This is a genomic window from Bradyrhizobium sp. ERR14, from assembly GCF_014198235.1.
Lineage (GTDB): Bacteria > Pseudomonadota > Alphaproteobacteria > Rhizobiales > Xanthobacteraceae > Bradyrhizobium.
In genome coordinates, this window is the sequence record NZ_JACIHD010000007.1 from 308307 (window position 1) to 333807 (window position 25501).

At 65.1% G+C, this 25501-nt stretch carries 28 protein-coding genes; 16 read left to right on the forward strand and 12 right to left on the reverse strand.

The genetic code is table 11. The annotated features are described in order from the left end of the window. Positions 1–2: 2 nt before the first annotated feature. The gene (locus tag GGD62_RS21790; RefSeq protein ID WP_183235071.1) at positions 3–1106 is read right to left on the reverse strand and encodes a mandelate racemase/muconate lactonizing enzyme family protein; all 1104 of its coding nucleotides are present in this window, start codon (positions 1104–1106) and stop codon (positions 3–5) included. A gap of 172 nt (positions 1107–1278) precedes the next feature. On the opposite strand from GGD62_RS21790, the gene GGD62_RS21795 reads away from it, so the two are divergent. From GGD62_RS21795 to GGD62_RS21815, 5 genes are all read left to right on the forward strand, one after another. Then, positions 1279–2112, forward strand: coding sequence for an AraC family transcriptional regulator (locus GGD62_RS21795; protein WP_183710137.1), 834 nt, complete (start codon positions 1279–1281; stop codon positions 2110–2112). Positions 2113–2251: 139 nt separating this feature from the next. Next, on the forward strand, positions 2252–3178 hold the full coding sequence (locus GGD62_RS21800) for an SMP-30/gluconolactonase/LRE family protein (RefSeq protein WP_018318582.1): 927 nt from the start codon (positions 2252–2254) through the stop codon (positions 3176–3178). Positions 3179–3373: 195 nt separating this feature from the next. Further along, positions 3374–3967: a GNAT family N-acetyltransferase gene (locus GGD62_RS21805; RefSeq protein ID WP_183710139.1), complete on the forward strand. Its 594-nt coding sequence runs from the start codon at positions 3374–3376 to the stop codon at positions 3965–3967. A gap of 228 nt (positions 3968–4195) precedes the next feature. Further along, the gene (locus GGD62_RS21810) at positions 4196–5842 is read left to right on the forward strand and encodes a GMC family oxidoreductase (protein ID WP_183710142.1); all 1647 of its coding nucleotides are present in this window, start codon (positions 4196–4198) and stop codon (positions 5840–5842) included. Between the two features lie 126 nt (positions 5843–5968). Further along, positions 5969–6799 carry a hypothetical protein gene (locus GGD62_RS21815; RefSeq protein WP_246800192.1) on the forward strand — a complete coding sequence of 277 codons (831 nt, stop codon included), beginning with the start codon at positions 5969–5971 and terminating at the stop codon, positions 6797–6799. Between the two features lie 994 nt (positions 6800–7793). On the opposite strand, the gene GGD62_RS21820 is transcribed toward GGD62_RS21815, so the two are convergent. Both GGD62_RS21820 and GGD62_RS21825 read right to left on the reverse strand, forming a co-directional pair. Then, the gene (locus tag GGD62_RS21820; protein ID WP_183710144.1) at positions 7794–8636 is read right to left on the reverse strand and encodes a MoxR family ATPase; all 843 of its coding nucleotides are present in this window, start codon (positions 8634–8636) and stop codon (positions 7794–7796) included. Between the two features lie 95 nt (positions 8637–8731). Further along, the gene (locus GGD62_RS21825; protein WP_130365107.1) at positions 8732–8977 is read right to left on the reverse strand and encodes a GlsB/YeaQ/YmgE family stress response membrane protein; all 246 of its coding nucleotides are present in this window, start codon (positions 8975–8977) and stop codon (positions 8732–8734) included. Between the two features lie 257 nt (positions 8978–9234). Between GGD62_RS21825 and GGD62_RS21830 the strand changes: the two genes are divergently transcribed. The 3 genes from GGD62_RS21830 (at position 9235) to sseA (ending at position 12134) form a co-directional block, all read left to right on the forward strand. Next, positions 9235–10410: a VWA domain-containing protein gene (locus tag GGD62_RS21830; RefSeq protein WP_183710245.1), complete on the forward strand. Its 1176-nt coding sequence runs from the start codon at positions 9235–9237 to the stop codon at positions 10408–10410. 227 nt (positions 10411–10637) lie between these two features. Continuing rightward, positions 10638–11051, forward strand: a complete 414-nt coding sequence (locus GGD62_RS21835) for a rhodanese-like domain-containing protein (RefSeq protein ID WP_018318589.1) — start codon at positions 10638–10640, stop codon at positions 11049–11051. Positions 11052–11276: 225 nt separating this feature from the next. Further along, positions 11277–12134 carry a 3-mercaptopyruvate sulfurtransferase gene (gene sseA / locus GGD62_RS21840; RefSeq protein WP_183710146.1) on the forward strand — a complete coding sequence of 286 codons (858 nt, stop codon included), beginning with the start codon at positions 11277–11279 and terminating at the stop codon, positions 12132–12134. Positions 12135–12275: 141 nt separating this feature from the next. Here the strand turns inward: sseA and GGD62_RS21845 are convergent, their stop codons facing one another. Next, complete coding sequence (locus GGD62_RS21845; protein ID WP_183710247.1) at positions 12276–13043, reverse strand: hypothetical protein; 768 nt, start codon at positions 13041–13043, stop codon at positions 12276–12278. A gap of 369 nt (positions 13044–13412) precedes the next feature. Between GGD62_RS21845 and GGD62_RS21850 the strand changes: the two genes are divergently transcribed. Next, a complete protein-coding gene (locus GGD62_RS21850; RefSeq protein WP_183710148.1) occupies positions 13413–14615 on the forward strand; it encodes a L,D-transpeptidase in 1203 nt (400 codons plus the stop codon). A gap of 75 nt (positions 14616–14690) precedes the next feature. Here the strand turns inward: GGD62_RS21850 and GGD62_RS21855 are convergent, their stop codons facing one another. Together GGD62_RS21855 and GGD62_RS21860 are read right to left on the reverse strand one after the other, a co-directional pair. After that, positions 14691–15653: a D-2-hydroxyacid dehydrogenase family protein gene (locus GGD62_RS21855; RefSeq protein ID WP_183710150.1), complete on the reverse strand. Its 963-nt coding sequence runs from the start codon at positions 15651–15653 to the stop codon at positions 14691–14693. Between the two features lie 143 nt (positions 15654–15796). Continuing rightward, positions 15797–16012, reverse strand: a complete 216-nt coding sequence (locus tag GGD62_RS21860; RefSeq protein WP_018318594.1) for a hypothetical protein — start codon at positions 16010–16012, stop codon at positions 15797–15799. Positions 16013–16246: 234 nt separating this feature from the next. Here GGD62_RS21860 and ettA point away from each other — a divergent pair, with 234 nt between their 5' ends. Continuing rightward, positions 16247–17896: an energy-dependent translational throttle protein EttA gene (ettA, locus tag GGD62_RS21865; protein ID WP_018318595.1), complete on the forward strand. Its 1650-nt coding sequence runs from the start codon at positions 16247–16249 to the stop codon at positions 17894–17896. Between the two features lie 7 nt (positions 17897–17903). Continuing rightward, entirely contained in the window at positions 17904–19130 is a 1227-nt protein-coding gene (locus GGD62_RS21870; protein ID WP_183710152.1) for a lytic murein transglycosylase, read from the forward strand. Between the two features lie 79 nt (positions 19131–19209). On the opposite strand, the gene GGD62_RS21875 is transcribed toward GGD62_RS21870, so the two are convergent. Next, a complete protein-coding gene (locus GGD62_RS21875; protein WP_018318597.1) occupies positions 19210–19497 on the reverse strand; it encodes a hypothetical protein in 288 nt (95 codons plus the stop codon). Positions 19498–19734: 237 nt separating this feature from the next. Further along, a complete protein-coding gene (locus tag GGD62_RS21880; RefSeq protein WP_018318599.1) occupies positions 19735–20058 on the reverse strand; it encodes a hypothetical protein in 324 nt (107 codons plus the stop codon). A 134-nt stretch (positions 20059–20192) separates the two neighbouring features. Here GGD62_RS21880 and GGD62_RS21885 point away from each other — a divergent pair, with 134 nt between their 5' ends. From GGD62_RS21885 to bfr, 3 genes are all read left to right on the forward strand, one after another. Continuing rightward, positions 20193–20501 (forward strand): hypothetical protein, encoded by a 309-nt coding sequence (locus GGD62_RS21885; RefSeq protein WP_092253565.1) that lies wholly within the window; start codon positions 20193–20195, stop codon positions 20499–20501. Positions 20502–20663: 162 nt separating this feature from the next. Next, a complete protein-coding gene (locus tag GGD62_RS21890; RefSeq protein ID WP_183710153.1) occupies positions 20664–20936 on the forward strand; it encodes a bacterioferritin-associated ferredoxin in 273 nt (90 codons plus the stop codon). A gap of 133 nt (positions 20937–21069) precedes the next feature. Next, entirely contained in the window at positions 21070–21558 is a 489-nt protein-coding gene (gene bfr / locus GGD62_RS21895) for a bacterioferritin (RefSeq protein ID WP_008556076.1), read from the forward strand. A gap of 222 nt (positions 21559–21780) precedes the next feature. On the opposite strand, the gene GGD62_RS21900 is transcribed toward bfr, so the two are convergent. From GGD62_RS21900 to GGD62_RS21910, 3 genes are all read right to left on the reverse strand, one after another. After that, a complete protein-coding gene (locus GGD62_RS21900) occupies positions 21781–22383 on the reverse strand; it encodes an MSMEG_1061 family FMN-dependent PPOX-type flavoprotein (protein WP_179736275.1) in 603 nt (200 codons plus the stop codon). A gap of 77 nt (positions 22384–22460) precedes the next feature. Further along, on the reverse strand, positions 22461–22814 hold the full coding sequence (locus GGD62_RS21905) for a hypothetical protein (protein ID WP_183710154.1): 354 nt from the start codon (positions 22812–22814) through the stop codon (positions 22461–22463). A 148-nt stretch (positions 22815–22962) separates the two neighbouring features. Next, positions 22963–24039: an alpha/beta fold hydrolase gene (locus tag GGD62_RS21910; RefSeq protein ID WP_183710155.1), complete on the reverse strand. Its 1077-nt coding sequence runs from the start codon at positions 24037–24039 to the stop codon at positions 22963–22965. 129 nt (positions 24040–24168) lie between these two features. Here GGD62_RS21910 and GGD62_RS21915 point away from each other — a divergent pair, with 129 nt between their 5' ends. Together GGD62_RS21915 and GGD62_RS21920 are read left to right on the forward strand one after the other, a co-directional pair. Continuing rightward, positions 24169–24435: a DUF2277 domain-containing protein gene (locus GGD62_RS21915; RefSeq protein ID WP_018318604.1), complete on the forward strand. Its 267-nt coding sequence runs from the start codon at positions 24169–24171 to the stop codon at positions 24433–24435. Positions 24436–24533: 98 nt separating this feature from the next. After that, complete coding sequence (locus GGD62_RS21920) at positions 24534–24752, forward strand: hypothetical protein (RefSeq protein ID WP_026202044.1); 219 nt, start codon at positions 24534–24536, stop codon at positions 24750–24752. A 158-nt stretch (positions 24753–24910) separates the two neighbouring features. On the opposite strand, the gene GGD62_RS21925 is transcribed toward GGD62_RS21920, so the two are convergent. Further along, positions 24911–25426, reverse strand: a complete 516-nt coding sequence (locus tag GGD62_RS21925) for a collagen-like protein (protein WP_183710156.1) — start codon at positions 25424–25426, stop codon at positions 24911–24913. Between the last annotated feature and the right edge of the window lie 75 nt (positions 25427–25501).

A 25501-nucleotide genomic window follows, 5' to 3' on the forward strand; every position in this document is an offset into this window, starting at 1 on the left:
GATCACGCCACGCGATATCGCTCCATCACGCCCCGATCGGGCTCATAGCCGAGCCCCACGCCGGCGGGCACCGCGACATGGCCGGTGGCATCGCTGTCCGCGCGGCCGCCCCAGAGGCAGGCTTCGCGCTTGAGATAGAACATTTCGACCAGCCCGTCGTCGCGTGTCGCCAGAAGGTGCAGCGTCGCGAGCAGGCCCGGACCGAAATACGGCGAGTGCGGAACGATCTTGACGCCGAGCTGATCTGCGAGCGCCGCGACCTTCAGAAATTCCGTGATGCCGCCAACCTTGGTCACCGACGGCTGGGCGTGGCTCACCGCGCCGGCCTGCATCATCTGGCGGAATTGATATTCCGTGCAGGCGTTCTCGCCGGCGGCAATCCCGAGCCCGCCTTTGCTGCGCACCTCGGCGAGCGCGGCGAAATCCTCCGGCGGCCAGACCGGCTCCTCCAGAAACATCGGCCGTGCGTCGCGGCATGTCGTGGCGAACGCGATCGCCTGCTCGGCCGTCAGCGGGCAGTTCATGTCGACCATCAGCGGAACGGTCGGCCCGATCGCCTCCCGGGCGGCGAACACCGCCGGCGCCGTGGTCTCGTGCAGCTTGATCGCGCCATAGCCGAGCGCGAGCGCCTTCCTGCATTCGGCCGCAATGTTGTCGGGCGAGCCGATCCGCAGCAGGCTCGCATAGGCGGGAATGGCCGTGCGCCTGGTCTCGCCGAGCAGGCGATGCAGGGGCACACCCTGCACCTTCGCCGCCAAATCCCACAGCGCGATGTCGAGCGCTGAGATCGCGAACATGGTGATGCCGTAGCGGCCGAACAGATGCAGATTGCGCTGGATCTGCTCCATGGCAGCGGGAATGCCGGCCGCATCGGGCACCTTCAGCCCGCGGGCCTGCGGTGCGATCATCTCCTCGACTGCGCTGCGCGCGGTGCGCGGGCAGACATAGGCAAAGGCGTCGCCCCAGCCGGTCAGCCCGGCATCGGTGATGACCTCGACCAGCACCATGTCGAGCGCGGTAATCGCGGACGCGCCCTGGCGAAAGCTCGCGACACCGGCGTCATAGGGGATGCGGATATGGTGTGCCCGCACATCGGTGATGTCCATGACGTGGGGTTCCTCTTTCTCGTGAGCGGTTCGAAACAGTCTAGCCGCGAACGCCGGGACGTTGCCAGTGGCTAATCCCGGACTATCCTCACGCGAGGACAGCAATGCCGATCAAGCGAAGCCGGCGCTGAGGGCGCATCATCGTCACGCTTCGAACGAGGGTTGAGCCGCTATGAACCCTGCCCAACGCGCGCTCTGGTATATCGAGAGCCATCTGGCCGAGCCGATGACGCTCGACGAGATCGCTGCGATCGCGGGCGTGTCGCGGTTCCACATCGTGCGCGCGTTTGCCGCAGCCACCGGCCTTCCGGTGATGCGCTACGTCCGCGCGCGGCGGCTGACCGAGGCGGCGCGTCTTCTCGCGAACGGCGCGCCGAACATCCTCAGTGTCGCGCTGGAGGCCGATTACGGCTCGCACGAAGCCTTCACCCGCGCGTTCCGCGACCAATTCGGCACCACGCCCGAAGCGGTCAGGGCGGCGATGTGCGTCAATGACCTCAAGCTTCAGGAGCCGATCCTCATGGACTCCACCATGCTCGACCATCTCGCCCCGCCGCGTTTCGAGACCGAGCGGGCGTTGCTCGTCGCCGGTCCCGGCGAGCGCATCTCCTGCGACAACGGCGCCGTCATCCCCGGCCTGTGGCACCGCTTTCATCAGGAGGTCGCCGATATTCCATCGAGGGTCGGACAGGTCGCCTACGGCGTCTGCTGCAACGGCGACGATTCCGGCAATTTCGACTACATCGCGGGCGTCGAGGTCGCCGAGTTCTCGGACCTGCCGCGACGCTTCGCCCGCATCCGCATTCCCGAGCAGCGCTATGCGGTGTTCACGCATACCGAGCACGTCGCCTCGATCCGCCGCACCGTCAACACGATCTGGAATCGATGGCTGCCCGCCTCGGGATTGACCGCCGCGGACGCGCCGAGCTTCGAGCGCTACGACGAGGCCTTCGATCCCGCAACCGGGAATGGTGGCTTCGAGATCTGGCTGCCGGTGAAGCATTAGGGCTTCCGCAACGCTGGCATACCATCCCGCTTGCTTGGCAAGCCGAGGCGACTTTGTCATAACCGCAGGCAAATCTTGCGTGTGGGGCCCGTGCCGGACATCCCGTGCAAGCCATAACAAGCAGCCGGGAGGGTCCCCAATGTCTGACGTCCGCGTTCTCGCCACCGACCTCGAATTTCCCGAAGGGCCGGTCGTGATGCCGGACGGCTCGGTGGTGCTGGTGGAGATCCGCGGCCAGCGCCTGACGCGCGTTTATCCCGACGGCCGCAAGGAGATCGTCGCGAAGATTCCGGGCGGCCCGAACGGTGCCGCGCTCGGGCCCGACGGCAAGATCTACATCTGCAACAACGGCGGCTTCTCCTGGATCCCGACCCGCAACATGATCATGCCGGGCCCGCAGCCCGACGATTACCTCGGCGGCTCGATCCAGCGCGTCGATCTGCAATCCGGCAAGGTCGAGACCGTCGTCACCAGATGCGGCGAGCACGATCTGCGCGGGCCGAACGATCTGGTGTTCGACAAGCAGGGCGGCCTGTGGTTCTCCGATCTCGGCAAGCGCCGCGCGCGCGAGATGGACGTCGGCGGCATGTACTACCTCAAGCCCGGGATGACCGAGCTCGTCGAGATCGTGCACGGCATATTGCCGGCCAACGGCATCGGGCTGTCGCCGGATGAGAATACCGTCTACATCGCGGAGACGCCGACCGGCCGGCTGTGGGCCTACGAGCTCTCCGCGCCCGGCACGCTGAAGCCGCGCGACGTGATCTATCGCGGCGAGCGCGGCAAGCCGATCTGCGGCCTCGGCGGCTACCAGATGTTCGACTCTCTCGCGGTGGAAGCCGGCGGCAACGTCTGCGTCGCCACCCTCGTCTCCGGCTGCATCTCGGTGATCGCACCCGATGGCACGCTGGTCGAGCAGGTCCCGACCGGCGACCGCGTCACCACCAACATCGCCTTCGGCGGCCCCGAGCTGAAGACGGCCTACATCACGCTGTCAGGCAAGGGCGAGCTGGTCGCCATGGACTGGCCGCGCAGCGGATTGCCGTTGAATTTTTTGAACAAGTGAGCCAAGCCGTCATTGTGCGGGAGGCGAGGTAACTCTCAGACCCTCACCCTGAGGAGCGCGCCCTTCGCGCGCGTCTCGAAGGGCGAGGCCACCAGCCGGGCCTTCATCCTTCGAGACGCGCGTTCCGCGCTCCTCAGGATGAGGATCTGGCACCCGGAATGCCTCGGCGCACAGTGACGTAAGGAGAGACCTCAAATGCCCTGGCCCGATCCCATCACCCTGCGTGGACAGCACGCCCGTCTCGAGCCGCTGTCGCATCAGCATCTCGACGGGCTGGTGACGGCCGTCAAGGACGGCGAGCTGTCAAAGCTCTGGTACACCGCGATCCCGCTGCCGGAGAACATGGCCAAGGAGATCGACCGGCGCCTCGGGCTGCAGGCCGCGGGCTCGATGTTGCCGTTCACCGTGTTCGACGCCGGCGGCAACGTCGTCGGCATGACCACCTACATGAACATCGATGCCGCCAACCGCCGCGTCGAGATCGGCTCGACCTGGTACGGCAAGAGCGCGCAGCGCGGCCCGCTCAACACGCAGTGCAAATTGCTGCTGCTGCGCCATGCTTTCGAGACGCTGAACTGCATCGCGGTCGAATTCCGCACGCATTTCTTCAACCACCAGAGCCGCCGCGCCATCGAGCGCCTCGGCGCCAAGCAGGACGGCATCCTGCGCAGCCACCAGGTCGCGCCGAACGGCACGCTGCGCGACACCGTGGTCTACAGCATCACCGCCGCCGAATGGCCGACGGTGCAGACGCATCTGGAATTTCAACTCAACGACAAGCCGCGCTAGCGATGAGCACGAGACTGAGTTCGATGTATCCGCGATCGAGCTGCGCTCCCTCTCCCGCTTGCGGGGGAGGGTTGGGGAGGGGGTGTCTCCGCGGTGGGACTCCCCGCGTGGAGAGAGCCCCAACCCGGCGCTTCGCGCCGACCTCCCCCGCAAGCGGGAGAGGTGGAGCGTGCTTGTGGCCAGCACCATTCGATCAATACTGATTGCGCGCTAAGGACGCGATTCATCATGGACAGATTTGATTATGTGATCGTCGGCGCGGGCTCTGCCGGTTGCGTGCTCACCAGCCGGCTGAGCGAAGACCCCAACACCAGCGTCTGCGTGCTGGAAGCCGGCCCGTCCGACTGGCATCCCTACATCCATCTGCCGGCGGGCTTCATCAAGACCTTCCACATGAAGAGCATCAACTGGGCCTACCAGCAAGAGCCGGGGCCCTGGACCGGTGGGCGCAGCATCTATGCGCCGCGCGGCAAGACGCTCGGCGGCTCGTCCTCGATCAACGGCCACATCTACAACCGCGGCCAGCGGATGGATTTCGACACCTGGGCGCAGATGGGCAATCGCGGCTGGGGCTATGCCGACGTGCTGCCCTACTTCCGCCGGCTGGAGAAACGCGTGGGCGAGGGCGAGGACACCTATCGCGGCCGCGAAGGCAGTCTCACCGTCACCACCATGGAGTGGCGCGACCCGCTGTGCGAAGCCTTCATGGAAGGCGCGGTCTCGCTCGGTATTCCCCGCAATCCCGACTACAATGGCAAGACCCAGGAAGGCGTCTCCTACTGCCAGCGCACCATCAACAACGGCCTGCGCGTCTCCGGCGCGACCGCGTTCCTCAAACCGGCGATGAAGCGGCCCAACGTGCATGTGCACACCCATGCGCACGCGACCGAGATCATCTTCGAGGGCAAGCGCGCCGTCGGCGTGCGCTACACCAAGGGCGGCCGCGGCGGCACGCCGGTGGAGGTGCGCGCCAACAAGGAAGTCATCCTCTCCGGCGGCACCTATAATTCGCCGCAGCTCTTGCAGCTCTCCGGGGTCGGCTCGCCCGATCTGCTGCAGCAGCACGGCATCGCGGTGCGTCACGCGCTGCCGGTCGGTGAGGGCCTGCAGGACCACTATGCCCCGCGCACGGTGGCGCGCGTCAAAGACATCAAGACCATCAACGAGCTTCGCCGCGGCTTCTCGCTGTGGATCGAGGCGCTGAAATGGGCGACCGCGCGCCGCGGCCTGCTCTCGCTGTCGCCGACCATGGTCTATTGCTTCTGGCATTCCGGCGAGAGCGCCGAGAGCTCTGACCTCCAGCTCACCTTCACGCCGGCGTCCTACAAGGAAGGCGTGCAGGGCCAGCTCGAGGACGAGCCCGGCATGACCGTGGCGTCCTGGCAGCAGCGCCCGGAGAGCCGCGGCTATGTCCGCATCCGCTCGTCCGATCCGTTCGCACCGCCGATCATCCAGACCAACTATCTCGATGCCGAGCTCGACCGCCGCGTCATCGTCGGCGGCATGAAGCTCGCGCGGCGCCTTTTGAAGTCCGCGCCGTTGTCGCCCTATTACGCCTACGAGGATTTCCCCGGCCCTAACGTCAACACCGACGACGAATTCTTGCAAGCCGCCACCGAGCGCGGCACCACCACCTTCCACCCCGGCTGCACCTGCCGCATGGGCCCGGCGGATTCGACCTGGGCCGTCGTCGACGACCAGCTCCGCGTCCACGGCCTCGAAGGCCTCCGCGTCATCGACGCCTCGGTCATGCCGCGCATGATCTCGGCGAATTTGAACGCGTCGACGATGATGATCGCCGACCGCGCCTCCGATTTGATCCGCGGCAAGGCGCCGATGGAAGCCGCGCGCATCCCGGATGCCGCGGTGGCGTGAGATTTTCGTGGGTTAGCGGGCAGCTGCGCGAAGCGCAGTCCGCTGGCGTAACCCACCGCTTCTGCCGACGCGGAGAGGAAAGAGGTGGGATACGGTGATGCTGACCCACCCTACGAGACGTGACCATTGTCCCGGCTGCAATTCATGGAAGATCATCCGCTTCTTGATATCGTGACAAAATGGCCCGGCCGCCAGCCGACGCAAGCTGCGTTCGAGGCGCTCGGGTTCTCGCTCCACAAAGCGGGGCAGGACGAGCTCATTCAATTCTGCGGAGCGGAGTGCTCGGACCTGCTCCACCGATATTGGGACGAGGTCGCTCTCGAAACGATGCAAACGCTTGGACAGGGCAATCCCGACGGACGAACCTTCGTCATCATGCCGAAATATCGCTCCGCCTTCCTGGACGAGCTCTTTGCCGCCAGAGATTTTGTTGAGCCGCCATTCGTCAATCCGCCACTCGTGAGATGCGTGTTCGAGCACCTTCGGAAAGTTTATGAGAACCAGGAGTTCCGCGAGAACCGGATGGCCGTTCTAAGCAGGTTGCAGAGGACGGAAGCCGAGCGTCTGCGCATTGACGCCGCCGGTGGAATTCGAACGAAGAAGGACGTCATTCCCTTCCTCGAACAATTCTGCGGTGACCTGGGATTTGAAGGCCGCTCCCGGAATCGATGGCAGAAGAAGGTCGGCGGCTGCCTCGTCTTCGAAATTGGCGTGTGGCTCGGCGGAAACGTCTTTCGCATGTGGTCTCCGCTCAAGTTTCGCATCGTCCACGTGCGCGAGCCAAAATACGCATTCGAGACCGAGGGGGCCGCAGTGTTGGGCCGGCTCGTCCCCGGGGCGGATTTGTACGCACGATGGGGCAGCGATCTCGAATATGTTCTCGGCATCAGAGCTCTCGTCGAGCTATTCAACGTCATCGCAGGCACATTCGAGAATGCGCTGGCGAGCGGTTCGTGAAGCGGTTGCTCCTGAGACCCGTCGGGCAAAACACCTCCTTACCTCGTCAACCCCTTCCCGCAAAAATATTCCACTTTACCGAAATTCGGAATTGCGGCATACATCGAAACAGCCCGGCCCGACGAAGAGGGGCGGTTCGCGAGTCGTTCGAAACGCGGGCCGGGTTGCGGTGGACGCGGCAGCGTCGTGCGCGAGAGGCGCGGGCAGGGCGGGGTGTCCCTGTGAGCCCGAGGCTTCGTGCGGACGAGCGGCGCTGAAGTCCGGCGAAGCCTATTGGCGAAGCCGGATGTGCTGCGTACGGCAAAACCGTGTGGTCCTGACCGTCGTTGCCACGGTCAAGCCTTTGCGGAGATGTGCGCGAGTCCAACCGGGCAGACGGCATCATCCAATTGGAACGGCGAGGGAGGCCAAAGGAAAGTTCGGCTCCCGGGAGAGCACGGCATAAGCCGTCCGACCATCGCGCAGGGAAGGCCGAGCGTTCGGCGACACCTGTATGCTGCTGTGCGGTCTTTTTCGCGTGTGCTTTTCGCGCGGCAGACCGCGGGTGCCAGTCGGCGCCCGGCCTTCCCTGCGCCCTCTTTCCTTGAGGGCGAGGATTCAAAGCAAAGCTCGGGCGCAATGCGCCGCGAGACTGCGATGGTGTGTCTGCAGTTCAAAATGCCGACGGGAACAGAGCGGAAGGCGCCTCATGCTCCGTCATTGCGAGCGCAGCGAAGCAATCCAGATCTCTCCGCGGAGGGATCCTGGATTGCTTCGTCGCAAGAGCTCCTCGCAATGACGTGGAGAGAGTTGCGCACCAACCCCGCGCTTGTGCCCCGGACGCAGCGCAACGCCTCCGGCGATGCGAAGCATCGTCCGGTGCGGTGCAGTGCAGAGCCGGGGCCCATATAGCCGCAGTATATCGTGTCGCCTTCTGGGTCCCGGCTCTGCGCAGCAGCGTTTCCAGGACGATGCTCCGCATCGCCGAGGCTGCAGCGCGTCCGGGACACGAAGCCTACACTTCCCGTCGGCTCAAGAACGCCAGCCGTTCGAACAAATGCACGTCCTGCTCGTTCTTGAGCAGCGCGCCGTGCAGCGGCGGGATCAGTTTTCGCGGGTCGCGCTCCCTGAGTTGCTCGACACTCATGTCCTCGTTGAGCAGCAGCTTGAGCCAGTCCAGGAGCTCCGAGGTCGACGGCTTCTTCTTCAACCCGGGGACCTCGCGCACCTCGAAGAAGATGCGCAGCGCTTCTTCCACCAGGCGCTTCTTGATGCCGGGGAAATGGACGTCGACGATCTGGCCCATCGTGTCGGCGTCGGGGAACTTGATGTAGTGGAAGAAGCAGCGGCGGAGGAAGGCGTCCGGCAGCTCCTTCTCGTTGTTGGAGGTGATCATCATGATCGGGCGCTGCTTGGCCTTGATCGTCTCGCCGGTCTCGTAGACATGGAATTCCATGCGATCGAGCTCGAGCAGCAAATCGTTCGGGAATTCGATGTCGGCCTTGTCGATCTCGTCGATCAGGAGCACCGGGCGCTGCTCGGCGGTGAAAGCCTCCCACAGCTTGCCGCGCTTGATGTAGTTCTTGATGTCGGAGACGCGCGCGTCGCCGAGCTGGCTGTCGCGCAGGCGCGACACCGCGTCGTATTCGTAGAGGCCCTGCTGCGCCTTGGTGGTGGATTTGATGTGCCAGGTCAGAAGCGGCGCGTTCAGCGCCTTGGCCACTTCCTCCGCCAGCACCGTCTTGCCGGTGCCGGGCTCGCCCTTGATGAGCAGCGGGCGCTCGAGCACGATCGAGGCATTGACGGCGACCTTGAGATCGTCGGTCGCAACATAGTCCTTGGTGCCGGTAAATTTCATTGCGTGTCCTTGGGTCATCGTCGGCGAGAGGCTGTGGCCCCGTCGCGACAAGCGAACGGCCGCTCGCGGCGGCCGTTCCTGGTTCGGTCAGGCTTTCAGACCCGTTTTATCAGCGAAAGGATCACCAGCACAATCACCGCGCCGATGGTGGCATCGACGATGGCGCCGAACGTGCCGGTGGCGAGCCCGATATGGAGCTGCGGCAGAACCCAGCTCGCAACCAGCGCGCCGATGATGCCGACGACGATGTTGCCGATCAGTCCAAATCCCGCCCCGTGGACAATCTTGCCCGCAAGCCAGCCCGCGATCGCGCCAATGATGAGTGCTGCGAGAATTCCCATTGCAAACGTCCCCCAAACAACCCCGTGAGGCCGTCAATTCTAGAGCAAAAAGCACCGGGGTCCACGGTGAATCGGCGCGTCGCACTTCACCTCTCCCCAGCGGGGAGAGGTCGATTTGCGGAGCAAATCGGGTGAGGGGGCGCCAGTCCCACGAGAGAGCGAAACCCCTCACCCGGCGCTACGCGCCGACCTCTCCCGATGGGAGAGGTGAAGTGCCGCCCCTTGACGTTCGCCCCCCGACGGGCAATCTGTCACCCATGTTCCTGCAATTCTTCACCTCTCTGCGCGATGCGCAGGTCCCCGTGACGCTGCGCGAATACCTCACGCTGATGGAGGCGCTCGACGCCGACCTCGCGGATTACACGGTCGAGAACTTCTACTATCTGTCGCGTGCCTCGCTGGTGAAGGACGAGCGCAACCTCGACAAGTTCGACCGCGTGTTTGGCACGGTGTTCAAGGGGCTGGAAAACCTGCTCGACGCCATGGAGAAGGCGGAGATCCCCGAGGAGTGGCTGAAGAAGCTCGCCGAGAAATACCTGACGGAAGAAGAGAAGAAGCAGATCGAGGCCATGGGCTGGGACAAGCTCATGGAGACGCTGAAGAAGCGCCTCGAGGAGCAGAAGGGCCGGCACCAGGGCGGCAGCAAATGGATCGGCACCGCCGGCACCTCGCCGTTCGGCGCCCATGGCTACAATCCCGAGGGCGTGCGCATCGGCCAGGAGAAGAACCGCAACAACCGCGCCGTGAAGGTGTGGGACAAGCGCGAGTTCAAGGACCTCGATGGCAATGTCGAGCTCGGCATCCGCAACATCAAGGTGGCGCTGCGTCGCTTGCGCAAATTCGCTCGCACCGGCGCGCCGGACGAGCTCGATCTCGACACCACCATCCGCGAGACCGCCAATCACGGCTATCTCGACGTGCACATGCGCCCCGAGCGGCGCAATGCGGTGAAGCTGCTGGTGTTCTTCGACATCGGCGGCTCCATGGACGCGCATATCGAGCAGGTCGAGGAGCTGTTCTCGGCCGCGAAGAGCGAGTTCAAGCACATGGAGTATTTCTACTTCCACAACTGCCTCTATGAAGGCGTGTGGAAGCAGAACAAGCGCCGCTTCACCGACCGCACCCCGACCTGGGATGTGCTGCACAAATACCCGCACGACTACAAGGTCGTGTTCGTCGGCGACGCCTCGATGAGCCCTTACGAGATCATGGTGCCCGGCGGCTCGGTCGAGCACGTCAACGAGGAGCCCGGCTCGGTCTGGCTGGACCGCATCATCCGCACCTATCCGCATGCAGTGTGGCTGAACCCGGTCGCTCAGAAGCATTGGGATTATTCGGAATCGACCACCATCATCAAACGCATCTTCGCCAACCGCATGTACCCGATCACGATCGAGGGGCTGGAAGGCGCGATGAAGGAATTGACGCATTGATGCATGACGAGGCCGGGCTCTATCGGCAACGGCAGTGTGCTCCCTCTCCCGCTTGCGGGGGAGGGTTGGGGAGGGGGTATCGCCACGGGCGACGCTCCCCAAGAGGAGAGAGCCCCCACCCGCGTCGCTTCGCGCCGCGACCTCCCCCGCAAGCGGGAGAGGTTGCACCGAGTGTGCGGCCCGCAGACGCCGTAACAACGGCTACGAATGAATTGAGGGAGAACCACATGCCCCAAAACATCACCCGAGGCATCAAGGCGCTGATCGACGAGGCCAATGCCGAGATCGAGACGCTCAACGCCAAGGACGCCATCGAGATCTCCAAGAACGGCGATGTCGTCATCGTCGACATCCGCGACCCCCGCGAGATCGAGCGCGACGGCCGCATCCCCGGCGCGTTCGCCTGCACCCGCGGCATGCTCGAATTCTGGATCGATCCGCAGAGCCCCTACGCAAAGCCGGTCTTCCAGGAGGACAAGAAGTTCGTCTTCCACTGCGCCGGGGGACTGCGCTCCGCGCTCGCGGCCAAGACCGCGCAGGACATGGGCCTCAAGCCCGTCGCCCACATCGCCGGCGGCTACGCCGCCTGGCGCGATGCCGGCGGGCCGACCGAGCAGTGGGAGCCGAAGAAGAAGGGGTGAGGGGTGCTCCGCTATCTCTCCGGGCTCTGCTGTCATTCCCCGCGAAGGCGGGGAATCCAGTACGCCGCGGCCTCTCGGTTCCATCACAACCGCCTCTGGAATACTGGATCGCCCGTTCCTAGCGCGCACTTGCGCACTGGCCGGGCGATGACAGCGGAGTGCGACGCGCGCTGCTTCAGTCTCGCTCGCGCGGCGCATGCTCCGGAATGACAAGGAAGAAATCGCATGACCAGCGCCACCGACCCCCTCGTCTCCACCGAATGGCTCGCCGCCCACATCAACGATGCCAACGTCAAGGTGCTCGACGCCAGCTTCAAGCTGCCGGGCGTGCTGCCGCTGCCGAAGGATGATTATCTCGCCGCACACCTGCCGGGCGCTGCGTTCTTCGACGTCGATGCGGTGTCGGATCATTCCAACCCGCTGCCGCACATGTATCCGAGCGCCGAGCAGTTCGGCCGTGACATCGGCAATCTCGGCATCTCCAACGCCGACACCGTCGTGCTCTACGATGCCGGCGGCTGGGTCGCAGCGCCCCGCGCCTGGTGGATGCTCCTGGCCTTCGGCCACAACAATGTGCGCATCCTCAATGGCGGCTTGAAGAAGTGGCGCGCCGAGGGGCGAGCGGTCGAGAGCGGCGAGGTGAAGCCGAAGCCGGCGACGTTCAAGGCGACTTACGATCCGAAGCGCGTGCGCAGCATGCAGCAGCTGATCGCCAATGTCGAAAGCCGTGCCGAGCAGGTGATCGACGCGCGCGCCGCCGACCGCTTCGAGGGCCGTGCGCCCGAGCCCCGGGCGGGCATCCGCTCCGGCCACATCCCCGGCGCGCGCAACGTGCCCTACAATCTCCTGTTCGATGCCGCGACCGGCGAGATGAAGCCGCTCGAAGAACTGCGCGCCGCCTTTGCGAAGGCCGGCGTCAAGCTCGATGCGCCGATCGTGACGAGCTGCGGCTCGGGCGTGTCGGCCGGCGTGCTGACGCTCGCGCTCTATCGCCTGGGGATCACCGACACCGCGCTCTATGACGGCTCCTGGTCGGAATGGGGCCAGGAAAAAGGCCCGCCGATCGCGACCGGGCCGGCGTGAGCGCCACGATGACGGAGGGTTGGGGTGAGGGGCCTCTCTCCACACGATGAGACGATCGAGTGACCTGTACCCCCTCACCCGGAATCCGCGCTACGCGCGCATTCCGACCTCTCCCCGCAAGCAGGGAGAGGTGAAGTAAGATCAGCGCGTGCGCCCGGTCGTCGCGAAGGTCTGCGGCTGGCCGAACGGGTCGAGCTGCTGCTGCAGCTGCTGAGGCGGCGGACGTCGCACCACGCGGTGTCGCTTCTTCGCCTTCGCCTTGCGCTTGGTCGCCTTGTCGTCAGGCTTGCTATCAGCCTTGCTCTCGGTCTTGGCCTTCGCCGGCGCATCCTTCACGGCCGTCGTCGCCGGCTCGTTCAGAGCGGCCAGCTTGGCCGAGGCGGCATCGAGTGCGGAGGAGGCCAGGGCCGCGCTGGGATCGACCGGCGCCGGCTCGCTGGCGGTCGCGGCAGGCTCGGCCGCGGGGATCGACGCCGTGGCGTCGGCAGCGGTGAGCGTATCGGCGGGCGCCGGCGCTGCGGCCTCCGTCGTCGTCTCCGCCTTGGCCGGTTCGGCGACGGGGACATCAGCCGGAGGTGCCGCGACCTGGGGCTGAGCCTCGGTCTCGGTCGTCAGGGCGGCGACCTGCTCGGGCTCGCTTTCGGGCAGTCCAATGGTCGGCACCCGGTCGCGTAGCGACGGCTCGGGCTCGGCGGTCAGCTCCGGCTCGGCGCGGAGGACCGCGAGCACCGGCTGGGCCGGCTCGGGAGCCTGCGCGAACACCTGCTCCTGCGGGCCGTTCCGCCAGGAGGGGTTGCTGACATACTGCTCATGGCTCGCCCGCAGCAGTGCGGCGGCGCCCAGGCCGAACACCAGGATGGAGACTGACAGCAGGATCGCGGCAAACAGGAAGCGAAAGCCGGGAAGCATCGAGCGGTTGCGAATTTCCGCCCCGGCGGCGAAGAGGCCAGGGCCCAAGAGCCATCTGAACGCGGTGACGGTACTGTTTGCCGCGTTCGCCACGCGGGGATCGGGAGCTCAAATGGGCGGCGAATCAGGCTGATTCGAACATACCGCAACGATTCCGACCCGTTCCGCAAAAAACGGGGCCGAAGACTCCGGCAATTGGCGTCATGAGTTGATTTCCGCCCCGTGATGCAACGGGGCAACGGTAGTCTTGCGGATCACAAATCGGCAGGTCCGGCGCAAATAAGCCTGATATGTCTTGAATGTGCCGCTATCTTCGGCCATCTGGCCGTTAACGGTCCGATCGGGCTTGGGGACTATACAAGAGCGATGATGATCAAACATTTTCTGACGATATGCGCTGCCGCGACAGTCGCTGCGGCGGGAACCTCGCTCGCGCAGGCTCAGAGCTATCCGGTTCAGCAGGCACCGAGCTACGGCGCCCCGGCCGAATATCGGCCCGGCGACCGCACGCCGAATTTCGACGCGCTGGAAGACGACGACGACGCGATGCCGCAGGCATCGCTGCCGCCGCCCGGCCCGGCCGACGATCCGCGCTATGGCCGTCCGGTCGGCGCTCCCCCGGTCTACTCGGCCGCGCCGCCGCAGGGTCCGGTGATGTCGCCGGATGATCCGCGTTATGGCCGCCCGGCTGGCGCTCCGCCGGTCTATTCGGCCGCCCCGCAGGGCCCCGTGATGTCGCCCGACGATCCCCGCTACGGCCGCCCCGCCGGTCCGCCGCCGGTGATCTACGCAAATCGCCCGGGTCAAGGTCAGGCCCCCGCCAATGACGGCATGCGTCCGCCGGAAGCCGTTGGTGGTCCCGCCGCGACCGGTACGGTCCAGGCCGGCCAGCCGCCCGTCGGCACCGATGGAAGACCGATGACGATGGCCGCGCTGCCGCCCGAGGAGCAGCCCGATGCTGCGCCGGTGCAGCTGCCGCAGAACCTGCGCCGCCAGGAGGTCGCGTTCCAGACCAAGGAGCCCGCAGGCACCCTCGTGGTCGATACCCCCAACACCTATCTCTATTACGTGCTCGGCAATGGCCGCGCGATCCGCTACGGCGTCCGCGTCGGCCGCGACGGCTTCACCTGGACCGGCGTGCAGAAGATCACCCGCAAGGCCGAGTGGCCGGATTGGCATCCGCCGACCGAGATGATCGAGCGCCAGCCTTATCTGCCGCGCTTCATGGCCGGCGGCCCCGGCAATCCGCTCGGCGCCCGCGCGATGTATCTCGGCTCGACCGTCTACCGCATCCACGGCACCAACCAGCCCTCGACCATCGGCAAGTTCGTCTCGTCCGGCTGCATCGGCATGCTGAACGAGGACGTCTCCGACCTGTTCGATCGCGTCAAGGTCGGCACCCGCGTGGTGGTGATGCCCGGTGGCCCACCGCCGGGAACGGCGACGGCATCCGCCGCGCCGCCACCCGGTCCTGCCGCCGGTCCGGCTCCGATGGCCGCCCAGGCTGGTCCGGTCCCCGGCACCCAGCCGACGGTCGTGCCGCCGCTGCCCGCACCGGTCACCGTGCGCTAAGCGCGCCGCGAATATTCAGATTGCAAAAGGGCGTGCCATCGGCACGCCCTTTGTCATTCAGGCGAGCTTGGTCATTCAGGCGAGCTTGCGCGGCAGCTCGCTGCCTTTGGTGAAGGCATCGATCGCCTCGACCATCTGGCCGTAATGGATGCGCAGGCCGTCCTCGGTGGCGTAGCCGAGATGCGGCGTCAGCACGAGGTTGTCGAGCTTGCGGAAGGGATGGTCGACCGGCAACGGCTCGACCGAAAACACGTCGATGCCGGCGCCCGCGATCTTGCGCTGCTGCAAGGCCTCGAGCAGCGCCTGCTCGTCCACGATCGGCCCGCGCGCGGTGTTGACGAGAAAGGCCGTCGGCTTCATCCGCGCCAGATCGGCCGCTCCGACCAGCCCGCGCGAGCGCTCGCTGAGCACCACGTGGATGGTGACGATATCGGCCTTGGCGAACAGCTCCTCCTTGGTAGCGTAGCCGACGCCGGCGGCCGCGCATTTCTCCGGCGTGAGGTTCGGGCTCCAGGCGATCACGTTCATGCCGAACGCCTTGGCGATCCCGGCCATCCTGCTGCCGAGCTTGCCGAGCCCGACAATGCCGAGCGTCATGCCCTCGATCTCGACGCCGGCAAAGGTCTGCCAGGGCTCGCCGGCATGCATGCGCGCGTTCTCGCGGCCGATGCCGCGGGTCAGCTCCAGGATCAGGCCCATGGTCAGCGGTGCCGTGGGATCGCGCGAATATTGCGTGCCGCCGACGGTGACGCCGCGCGCCTTCGCGGCTTCCATGTCGATCGCGGCGTTGCGCATGCCTGACGTGAGCAGCAGCTTCAGCTTCGGCAAGCTCTCGAACAGGCTCTTCGGGAAGGCCGTCCGCTCGCGCATCGCGCAGATGATCTCGAAATCAGCGAGTGCGCTGGCTGCTGCCTTCTCGGAGGCGAAGGGATGGCTGAACACGGTGACGTCGAGGCGGTCGGACAGTTTCTGCCAGTCGGCGACGTCGAGCGCGAGGTTGAAATAGTCGTCGAGAATTGCACAGCGCAGCCGGCTCATCAGCGTTCATCCAGGGCCAGAGTTGATGGCGAGAGGTGAGGGCGCTGGGCGAGCGCCGCCGTCGGAATCAGGCCATGGTTGCGCGCAATCAGGACGGCGCGCAAGCCGCTTGCGTCTTCAAAAGTCCGATAGGAAGGAGGCGCTCAGAGATCCCGGGGCTTGAGCCGGAACGGCGCATCCATGCCGTGCTTGGCGCGCCAGGCGGGACCGGGTCCACGCATGTAGTGCAGTTCGGGCCGGTAGGGATTGAAGGCGGTGGCGAAGAAGCGCTTCCAGAACCCCGCGACCTCCGAGACGAGCCCGGAGACGTGGCCGGCTTCTGCCGGAACAGGAAGTGAGTTGGTCTCGATCAGAGCCATGATGCGGCCTCGCTGTGCTCCCGTTCGTTCTGAGCGGGTGGCGCTGTTTCCGCGCGAAACCGAGCTTTCGGCCTGATTTATTAAAAGATGGTTTCAATTGTCCGGATCGGTGGCCGGATGGTGTCCGTCCCGTATTCATCCGTGGTGAACGGACGGAAAACATTGCCCTTTGGGGGCGGGATCGTTACATCGGCGGCGAAGCAAATTTCCTCAAATCGAAGGTTTTCGGGACCTATGGCGCGCCAGTTCATCTATTTCATGCAGGGCCTGACCAAGAGCTACCCGACCCGGAAGGTGCTCGATAACATCCATCTGTCGTTCTACCCGGACGCCAAGATCGGCGTGCTCGGCGTCAACGGCTCGGGCAAGTCGACGCTGCTCAAGATCATGGCTGGCCTCGACAAGGAGTATAACGGCGAGGCTTGGGTCGCGCAGGGCGCCCGTGTCGGCTATCTCGAGCAGGAGCCGCATCTCGATCCGGCACTGAGCGTGCGTGAGAACGTCATGCTGGGCGTCGCCAAGCAGAAGGCCATCCTCGATCGCTACAACGAGCTGGCGATGAACTACTCCGAGGAAACCGCCGACGAGATGACCAAGCTGCAGGACGAGATCGAGGCCCAGGGCCTCTGGGATCTCGACAGCAAGGTCGACCAGGCCATGGACGCGCTGCGCTGCCCGCCCGACGACGCCGACGTGACCAAGCTCTCCGGCGGCGAGCGCCGCCGCGTCGCGCTGTGCAAGCTGCTGCTCGACCAGCCCGATCTGCTGCTGCTGGACGAGCCGACCAACCATCTCGACGCGGAGTCGGTGTCGTGGCTGGAAGGGCATTTGCGCAACTATCCCGGCGCGATCCTGATCGTCACCCACGATCGCTACTTCCTCGACAACGTCACGAGCTGGATTCTCGAGCTCGATCGCGGCAAGGGAATTCCTTACGAGGGCAATTACTCGTCCTGGCTGGTGCAGAAGCAGAAGCGGCTGGAGCAGGAAGGACGCGAAGACGCCGCGCACCAGAAGACGATTGCCCGCGAGCAGGAATGGGTCGCGTCCTCGCCGAAGGCGCGCCAGGCCAAGTCCAAGGCGCGCTATCAGCGCTACGAGGAGCTACTCAAGCAGGCGAGCGAGAAGCAGACCCAGACCGCGCAGATCATCATTCCCGTCGCCGAGCGGCTCGGTGCCAATGTGGTCGATTTCGAAGGCCTCAGCAAAGGCTATGGCGATCGCCTGCTGATCGACGATCTCACCTTCAAGCTGCCGCCGGGCGGCATTGTCGGCGTGATCGGTGCCAACGGCGCCGGCAAGACCACGCTGTTCAAGATGATCACCAAGCAGGAGACCCCGGACAAGGGCACGATCACGGTCGGCGAGACCGTGCATCTCGGCTATGTCGACCAGTCGCGCGACGCGCTCGACGGTAGCAAGAACGTGTGGGAGGAGATCTCCGGCGGCAACGAGCTGATCTTGCTCGGCAAGAAGGAAGTGAACTCGCGCGGCTATTGCTCGTCCTTCAACTTCAAGGGCGCGGACCAGCAGAAGAAGGTCGGCGCGCTCTCCGGCGGCGAACGCAACCGTGTGCATCTCGCCAAGATGCTGAAGTCCGGCGCCAACGTGCTGCTGCTCGACGAGCCGACCAACGACCTCGACGTCGACACGCTGCGCGCGCTCGAAGAGGCGCTGGAGGATTTTGCCGGCTGCGCTGTGATCATCAGCCATGATCGCTGGTTCCTCGACCGTATCGCGACCCACATCCTGGCCTTCGAAGGCGACAGCCACGTCGAATGGTTCGAAGGCAACTTCCAGGATTACGAGAAGGACAAGATGCGCCGGCTCGGCCAGGACAGCATCATTCCGCACCGCGTGAAGTACAAGAAGCTGACGCGGTGATTTCGGCATGATGCGGCGGGCGCTCATCGCTGCGGTGATCGTGGTCACCTGCGGCTGGACGTCCGCGCGCGCCGCCGATGCCGCCTTCACCCAGTTCATCGCCTCGCTGTGGCCGGAGGCGCAGGCAGAAGGCGTCTCGCGCAAGACGTTCGACGAGCAGACGCGCGGGCTCGAACCCGACTACAAGCTGCCCGATCTGATCCTGCCCGGACGGCCCGCGCTGGGTGCGCCGTCGCAGGCCGAGTTCGTGCAGGTGCCGGCCGATTACGTCAAGGAAGCCTCGATCGTGCGGCTTGCGGGCGAGGGGCAGCGGCTGCTGCAAAAATATCGCGCCTCGCTGAGCGAGATCGAAAAGAAGTCAGGCGTGCCGGCAACCGTGATGCTCGCGATCTGGGGCCGCGAGACCGATTACGGCCGCTACACGCTGCCGTATGATCTCGTCCGCGTGCTGGCGACGCAGGCCTATGTCGGGCGACGCAAAGATCAGTACCGCACCGAGTTCATCCTCGCGCTGAAGATCCTCGGCGAAGGCGTGGTGACGCGCAAGGACATGCGCTCGTCCTGGGCGGGTGCCACCGGGCTGACGCAGTTTCTGCCGTCCGAATTTTACAAGCACGGCGTCGATTTCGACGGCGACGGCCGCATCGACATCTGGCATTCGGTACCGGACGCGCTGGCCTCGGCCGCGCAGCAACTCGTCAACAAGGGCTGGCAGGGCGGTGTGCGCTGGGCCTACGAGGTGCAAGCACCCGCGAAGGTCGATTGTACCACCGGCGTGCCCGAGGTGACGAAGCCGCTCGGCCAGTGGTTGCGCGAAGGTTTTGTGCCGGTGCGCGGGCAGAAGCTGAGTGCCGCAGAGCAGGCGCAGCCGGCCTCGCTGCTGCAGCCGGAAGGCATCTATGGCCCATCGTTCCTGACGACGAAGAACTACTTCGTCATCAAGGAATACAATTTCTCCGATCTCTACGTGCTGTTCGTCGGCCACCTTGCCGACCGCATGACGAGCCCGGTGCCGTTCGCAACGCCATGGGCGGCCTCGAAGCAATTGCGCACCAGGGATGTCGAGACCATGCAGCGTGGGCTCACGCGCGTCGGGCTCTACAAGGACAAGATCGACGGCAAGGCCGGCATGCAGACGCGCGCCGCGCTCGGTGCCTATCAGAAGTCGGTGGGTCTCAAGGTCGATTGCTGGCCGAGCGAAGAGGTGCTGCGCTCGATCCAGGCGGCGCGATAGCGCGCGACCAAAGAAAAAGCCCGGCCGAGGTCTCGGCCGGGCTTCGATCGCGGCGCTCACGAGCGCCGGTGCGATCAGATCAGTAGCAGACGCGAACCGGGCGAACGACCCAGCCGTAACCGTCCCAATAACGCTGACGCTGCCAGTAGCAGGGCGGGGGCGGCGGGCCGGGCTCGGCGACGTAAACGGGGCCGCCATAGGCCGGACGGCTCGACGCGATGGCGCCGCCGACGATCGCGCCACCAATCAGGCCGGCCGCAATGCCGGCGCCGATGCTGCCGTCATGCGCCTTGGCGGACGGAGCGGCAGTCACCAGCGAACCGGCGATCGTCGCAACCGTGAGGGCGGCAACAAGAGTCTTCTTCATGCTCAGGGCTCTCCTGGGAGATGGGTTCCTCTTGTTAGAGGCGCCCGGGTTTCAAAGGTTCACGCACACGCTGATGGAATTGGCCGTGCAGCTAGGAAGCGCGCAATTGGTCAACCCACGGTAAACGCACACGGAGCTGTGACGAGAAAAAGCGGTCTTTTTCAGGCCCGGAGATGAACGGCGCATCCGTAGTGAACCGGCCAGCGAAGCAGTCGCGATGGACCGGTTCGAGTCGCTTCAGCCGCAGACTCTGACGCGGCGGGCGCGCCAGGCATAGCCGTCCCAGAAGCGCTGCTTCTGCCAGACGCAGCCGCCGCCGTAATAGTCGTCGGAGACATAGCCCGGACCCGGCGCATAGTAACGGGGCGGGTAATAGCCGGGTTCGTAATAGCCGGGGCCAGGTCCGTAGTAATACGGAGAGGCCAGCGCGCCGCCGACAATGGCGCCGCCGATGATGCCGGCCGCCACGCCTGCCGCGACGCCGCGCTGGGCATGGGCCGGGGATCCGGCCGCAACGGCCAGGGAGGCGACGGCGGCGACCGTCAGGAGCAGCTTCTTCATTGGCTTGACCTTTCGTACGAACACGCGGGAACCCTTTGGGGGCAGAGTTCCATACTTCGCTTGAATGATCAATGAACGGCACCTTGGGGGCGGGCGACCAATTGATATGGACCGTAGGCCCGGCCAGGGAGGCGATGATGGGCAACGCGATGATCAATGCATTGATTGCGGCCGGGGTCGTGTCCGCGATCGGTTACGGCTGGATCACCCATCTTCAGAACCGCGGCCAGCGGCGCTCCCGCGCCGGGGCGGGCGGCGACGGCAGCAGCAGCGGCGACACCTATTCGGGCAGCAATAACGGCTTCTCGCTGGGAAGCTGGTTTTCCAGCGACAGTTCGGGCAGCCCGGCCGACGGCGGCAGCTGTTCCAGCAGCGATAGCGGCAGCAGTGGCGGCGATTGCGGTGGCGGCGGTGACGGTGGGGGAGGCGGTGGCGGCGATTAGGATCCGCTCCAATCTTGATCCAGCGCAACCCTGAAATTTAGGGCCGTTCTAGGCTGCTTTTGGGCCAGTTTGGAATAGCTTCAAATACCGCTTTTTCCTTTTGCATCCGGCGGGCCCGTTAAATATCGATGATGCTGCATCACCGAAGGGCCTGCCGCTTCCATGATCGTTTGTTCCTGTAACGTGCTGAGCGATGACGACATCCGCGCCGCCGTCGCCGAGTCCGACGACGCCGTGCGCCATGCCAAGCAGGTCTATGGATGCCTCGGCTGTAGCGCCGAATGCGGCCGCTGCGCCCGGACGATCAAGACCATCATCGACGAAGCTCTCGGCCCCTGCGCCCAGTCCTGCTGTGCCGGCTGCCCGCACAACCACACCGTGGCTGCCAATGACGAGGCGGCCGAGCCCGCCGAGTTTGCCCTCGCGGCCTGCTGAAAGCCTTCGCCAGCTCAGCTGAGCTTTTCCCCGGCTGCGCCGCCGTAGCCAGTTGCCCTCATTCGTAAACTGACTTAGAAGCATTCTAAATTCGGTTTTGGGCCGATTTGGACTGCAAGAGCTGGAGTGAACCATGCAGGGCGACGCAAAAGTCATCGACTATCTCAACAAGGCACTGCGTCACGAACTGACTGCGATCAACCAGTACTGGCTGCACTACCGCTTCCTCGACAATTGGGGCCTCCTCGACATGGCCAAGGTCTGGCGCAAGGAGTCCATCGAGGAGATGGAGCACGCCGACAAGCTCACCGCGCGCATCCTGTTCTTTGACGGCTTTCCGAACATGCAGGTGCTCGATCCCCTGCGCATCGGCCAGAACGTCAAGGAGATCATCGAGTGCGACCTCGCTGCCGAGATGAGCGCGCGTGCGCTCTACCAGGAAGCGGCGACCTACTGCCACGGCGCCAAGGATTACGTCACGCGTGACCTGTTCGAGAAGCTGATGAGCGACGAGGAGCATCACATCGACTTCCTCGAAACTCAGCTCGACCTGATCGGCCGCATCGGCCTTGAGCTCTACACCCAGAAGCACGTCGGCGGGCTCGAGGGCGAGGGGCATTAAGCTCGGGCGTCGCTGCGTACTCGGTGTCGTCCCGGCGAAGGCCGGGACCCATACCGCGTGATCTATCTGGATGCGCCGGTATGAGTACCGGGGCACGAGTTCTTCACTGTTAGTCTTCGCAAAACCACTCCCTGTGGTTATCGCGACGAGCGCAAGCGCTCGCGCGGAGGTCCCGGATCTGCGCTGCGCTTGTCCGGGACGACACCGTGATTGTCGTCCCAACTACAACTGCGTCTTGTAAATCTCTTCCACAGTTTCCTGGCTCGCCGGTTCGCCGAGGCCAGTCTGGTCGTGAATGACCGTGACGATGCTGGGCATCACCGAGCGCTGCACTTTCTCTGGCGACCACAGCTTCGAGCGCATCAGCGCCTTGCCGCAATGGAAATAGACTTCGCTCACAGCGACGTTCAGCACCGCCCGCGGCGGCTTGCCGAATTCGACCATCGCGGCGAGCAGATCCGGATCGGCCGACAGCGTGCCGCGTCCGCCGACGCGTAGCGTTTCGTCAATCCCGGGCACGAAGAACAACAGGTGCACGAAGCCCGAGCCTTCGACGACGTTGCGAAAACTGTCGATCCGGTTGTTGCCGGAGCGGTCAGGCATCAGCAATTGGTTGGGACCGGCGACGTGGACAAAGCCGGTGCCGCCGCCGCGTGGCGAGGCATCGACGCTGCCGTCCGCGCCCGACGTCGCGAGTACGCAGAACGGCGACATCTCGATGAACTTCTTCGCATGCGCATCGATCGCGGGTCGCGCTTTCGCGATCACGCGCGGGCTCGGCTTGGCATAGATGGTGGCGAGGTCTTCGGCGCAAAGATCGGTCAACGGCATGCCTCCGCTTCAGCTTGGCGGCAAGCTAGCCGATCGGGCCGCCTCCAGCCAATGGAATCGATAAAGACGCATTACACGGCGTCCGCCGGCACGAAGCAGCTGATGATGATGGCGCCGCGGTGGCGAACGTACCACACCACGGCCTGGCCGACCGGATTGCCCCGGTCGCGGATGATGGCGCGCTCCGGCACCTCCATCCACTGCCCTTCGATCGGCACCCAATAAGCGCCGCTGCGCACATCGTAGTCGGTGCGATGGCCGTCCGAGACGTCGCAGCAGGGCACACCGTTCGGCGCGATCACGCTCTTGAACCAGGCGCGGATATCGGGCGGGATGTGGTCGTATTGCCCGTTGTCGAATGCGAGTCCGGCGCTGGTCAGCGCCGTCATAGCGACCAGCCAAACGCACAGTGCGAGCCTGTGCATGCGATCCCTCCTCGTCGCGTCCCGCTATTCGCGCGCGAGTCTTGCTCGCGTCGATTCCATCGGTGACGCGATTAAGCCCGAGCTGTCAGCGCATTGCATGCCCAAATAATATGCGGCTCCGAAGTGCCGCACATGATGCGCTGCAAAATCAGCGGCGCGCCGATTCGATCGTTTGCTGCGGTGTGCTCTCCAGCAATTGCCGCACCTGCTCGCTGTAGAATTTCGCATTGCCGGTGGTGCCGTGGCCGCGCGTCTCGGCGCTCGCCGGGATCAAATAGAGACGGCCGTTCTTGACCCGCTTCATGGCCGCGTCCGTGATGCCGGTCTCGGGCGGATTGCGCTCGTCGTCGGCGGAATTGATCAGCAGCAGCGATGCTTCGATGGCCTCCAGCTTCTCGCCGGCATTATAGTCGTGCGAGGACTCCCACTGGTAGACGAAGTCGTTGGCATCCGCCGTGATCGGCGCCGCCAGCCGGTCGTCGACGATCTTGTCCGCCTTGGCTGCGGTCGGCGCCTGCGATTGATAGGCGAGCGTGCCGCCGATGCTGGCGATGCCGTAGGCGGTGATGGCATATTTCATCATGCGCGGCTGGCTGGTGTAATTGCCGCCATTGTAGTCCGGGTCGTTGCGGATGGTGTCGAGCATGATCCGCCGCAGCATCCAGTTGCGCGACGCCATCTCGGTCGGCTGCGAGGCCATCGGGATCAGTGCGTCCATCGCGTTCGGATATTTCGCGCCCCACAGCCAGCTGTGCATGCCGCCCATCGAATTGCCGATGACGAGCCGCAGATGCTTGACGCCGAGGCCCTCCGTCACCAGGCGATGCTGCGCCTCGACCACGTCGTCGTAATCGTATTTCGGGAAGCTCGTCTTCATCCCGTCGGAGGGCTTCGACGATTTGCCATGACCGATGCCGTCGGGAAGGATGATGTAATATTTGGAGGCGTCGAGCGGTTGCCCCGCGCCGAACAGCTCGCCGGCGAAGGCGGGTGACAGCATGCTTGCGCCCGAGCCGCCCGTGCCGTGCAGCACCAGCACCGGTTGGCCCGAGGGCTCGCCGATTGTGGTGTAGTGCAGCTTCAGCTCCGGCATGGTCTCGCCGGTGTGGAACTTGAAATCCCTGGCGATCCAGTCGCCCTGCTTCGGTGCCGGATAATCGGCGGCCAGGACCGGGATTGAAAAGGACAGCAGGGTAGCCGACAGCGCGGCGCAGGGAGCCTTCATGCTTTTCTCCCCATTGCGGCTCATGGTCGGCGGCCGCGTTACGGCGGGACTTAGCAGAAATGCACAGAACGATGTAGGATTTCGGCTCCGCCGATCGTCTTCAAGGAAACATCCGGAAGAGGCCCCTGCATGTGCCGCAACATCAAGACACTGTTCAACTTCGAGCCGCCGGCGACGGAGGATGAGATCCATGCCAGCGCGCTCCAGTTCGTGCGAAAACTGTCCGGCTTCAACAAGCCGTCGCAGGCCAACGAGGCGGCGTTCGACCGCGCAGTGGCGGAGGTCTCGCAGGCCGCGCGAAATCTCCTGACCTCGCTGCACACCCATGCGCCGGCGCGGGACCGTGAGGTCGAGGCGGAAAGGGCCAGGGAGCGCTCGCGGCTGCGCTTCGGTTAGTGGGCTCGGGTAATTCGTTCCGTGATCTGGCTCACGGTACGGGGGCGTCTCCTCCTGCAATGATGTGTGCCGGGGTTTTGACAGCCGGAGCACGACCCATGAGCCGCCCCCTTCTTCCTCTGAAAGCAGGTGCCATCGTCCTCACGCTGTTATGGACCGCGTGGATGATGTGGTGGAGCGGCTCGTTCTCGAGCGCCAACGTGATCATCCTGGCCCTGTGCGGCGCGGCGGTGGGCTATCTCTGGTATCGCGCCATGCGCTGGCAGTTCGAGCGCATGGGCATGCTCCCGCGCAAGGATGATTCATCGGCTTCCTAAACCGAGGCTCGTGTCCCGGACGCGGCGAAGTGCGTCAGCGCTGCGACGCAGAGCCGGACCCAGAAAATCGCGAGAAAAGCTCTTGGTTAGATGGGCGCCGGCTCAGCAGCGCATCACTGCGTGCTGCGCTGCGTCGGGGCACGGGCGCGCCACTAATCCTAGTGACCGTGCTTTTTCCTTTTCTTCTTTTTCTTGTGCGCGTCGCCTTCGCTGTCGTCGCTCGCGTCGTCGACGATGGCCTCATCGGGCTCCTGCACGGCGGCCTCCAGCGCCTCGCGTTCGGCGGCGTCGCGCTCGCGCTGGCGGCGGCGCTCGTCCCAGGCGTCGAACAGTTGCTCGAGCCACGGCAGCAGCTGTTCGATCGAGGGCAATTGACCGGCAGGCCCAGCCTCGCCGCGCGGGCCTTGCGGTCCCGCCGGCCCTTGTGGTCCGGCAGGCCCCTGCGCGCCGGCGGCCCCACGCGGGCCGGCCTCACCCTGCTTGCCTTGCGGACCGGGCTTGCCCTGAGGTCCCGGCTTTCCGAGCGGCCCCGGCTTGCCCTGCGGTCCCGGCTTGCCGCGCGCGCCGTCGGGACCGCGCCGGCCGGGATGACCCTGCGGTCCCGGCCGTCCCGGTTCACCCTGCCGTCCGCGCGGCCCTTGAGATCCCTGCCGTCGTCCCTGATCGTCTGCCACGCCACTGCTCCCCATGATCGGAAGCAAGCTGCTTAGCGGCGTTTGACGACAGCAGCAATTCCGCCGGGACAGCTC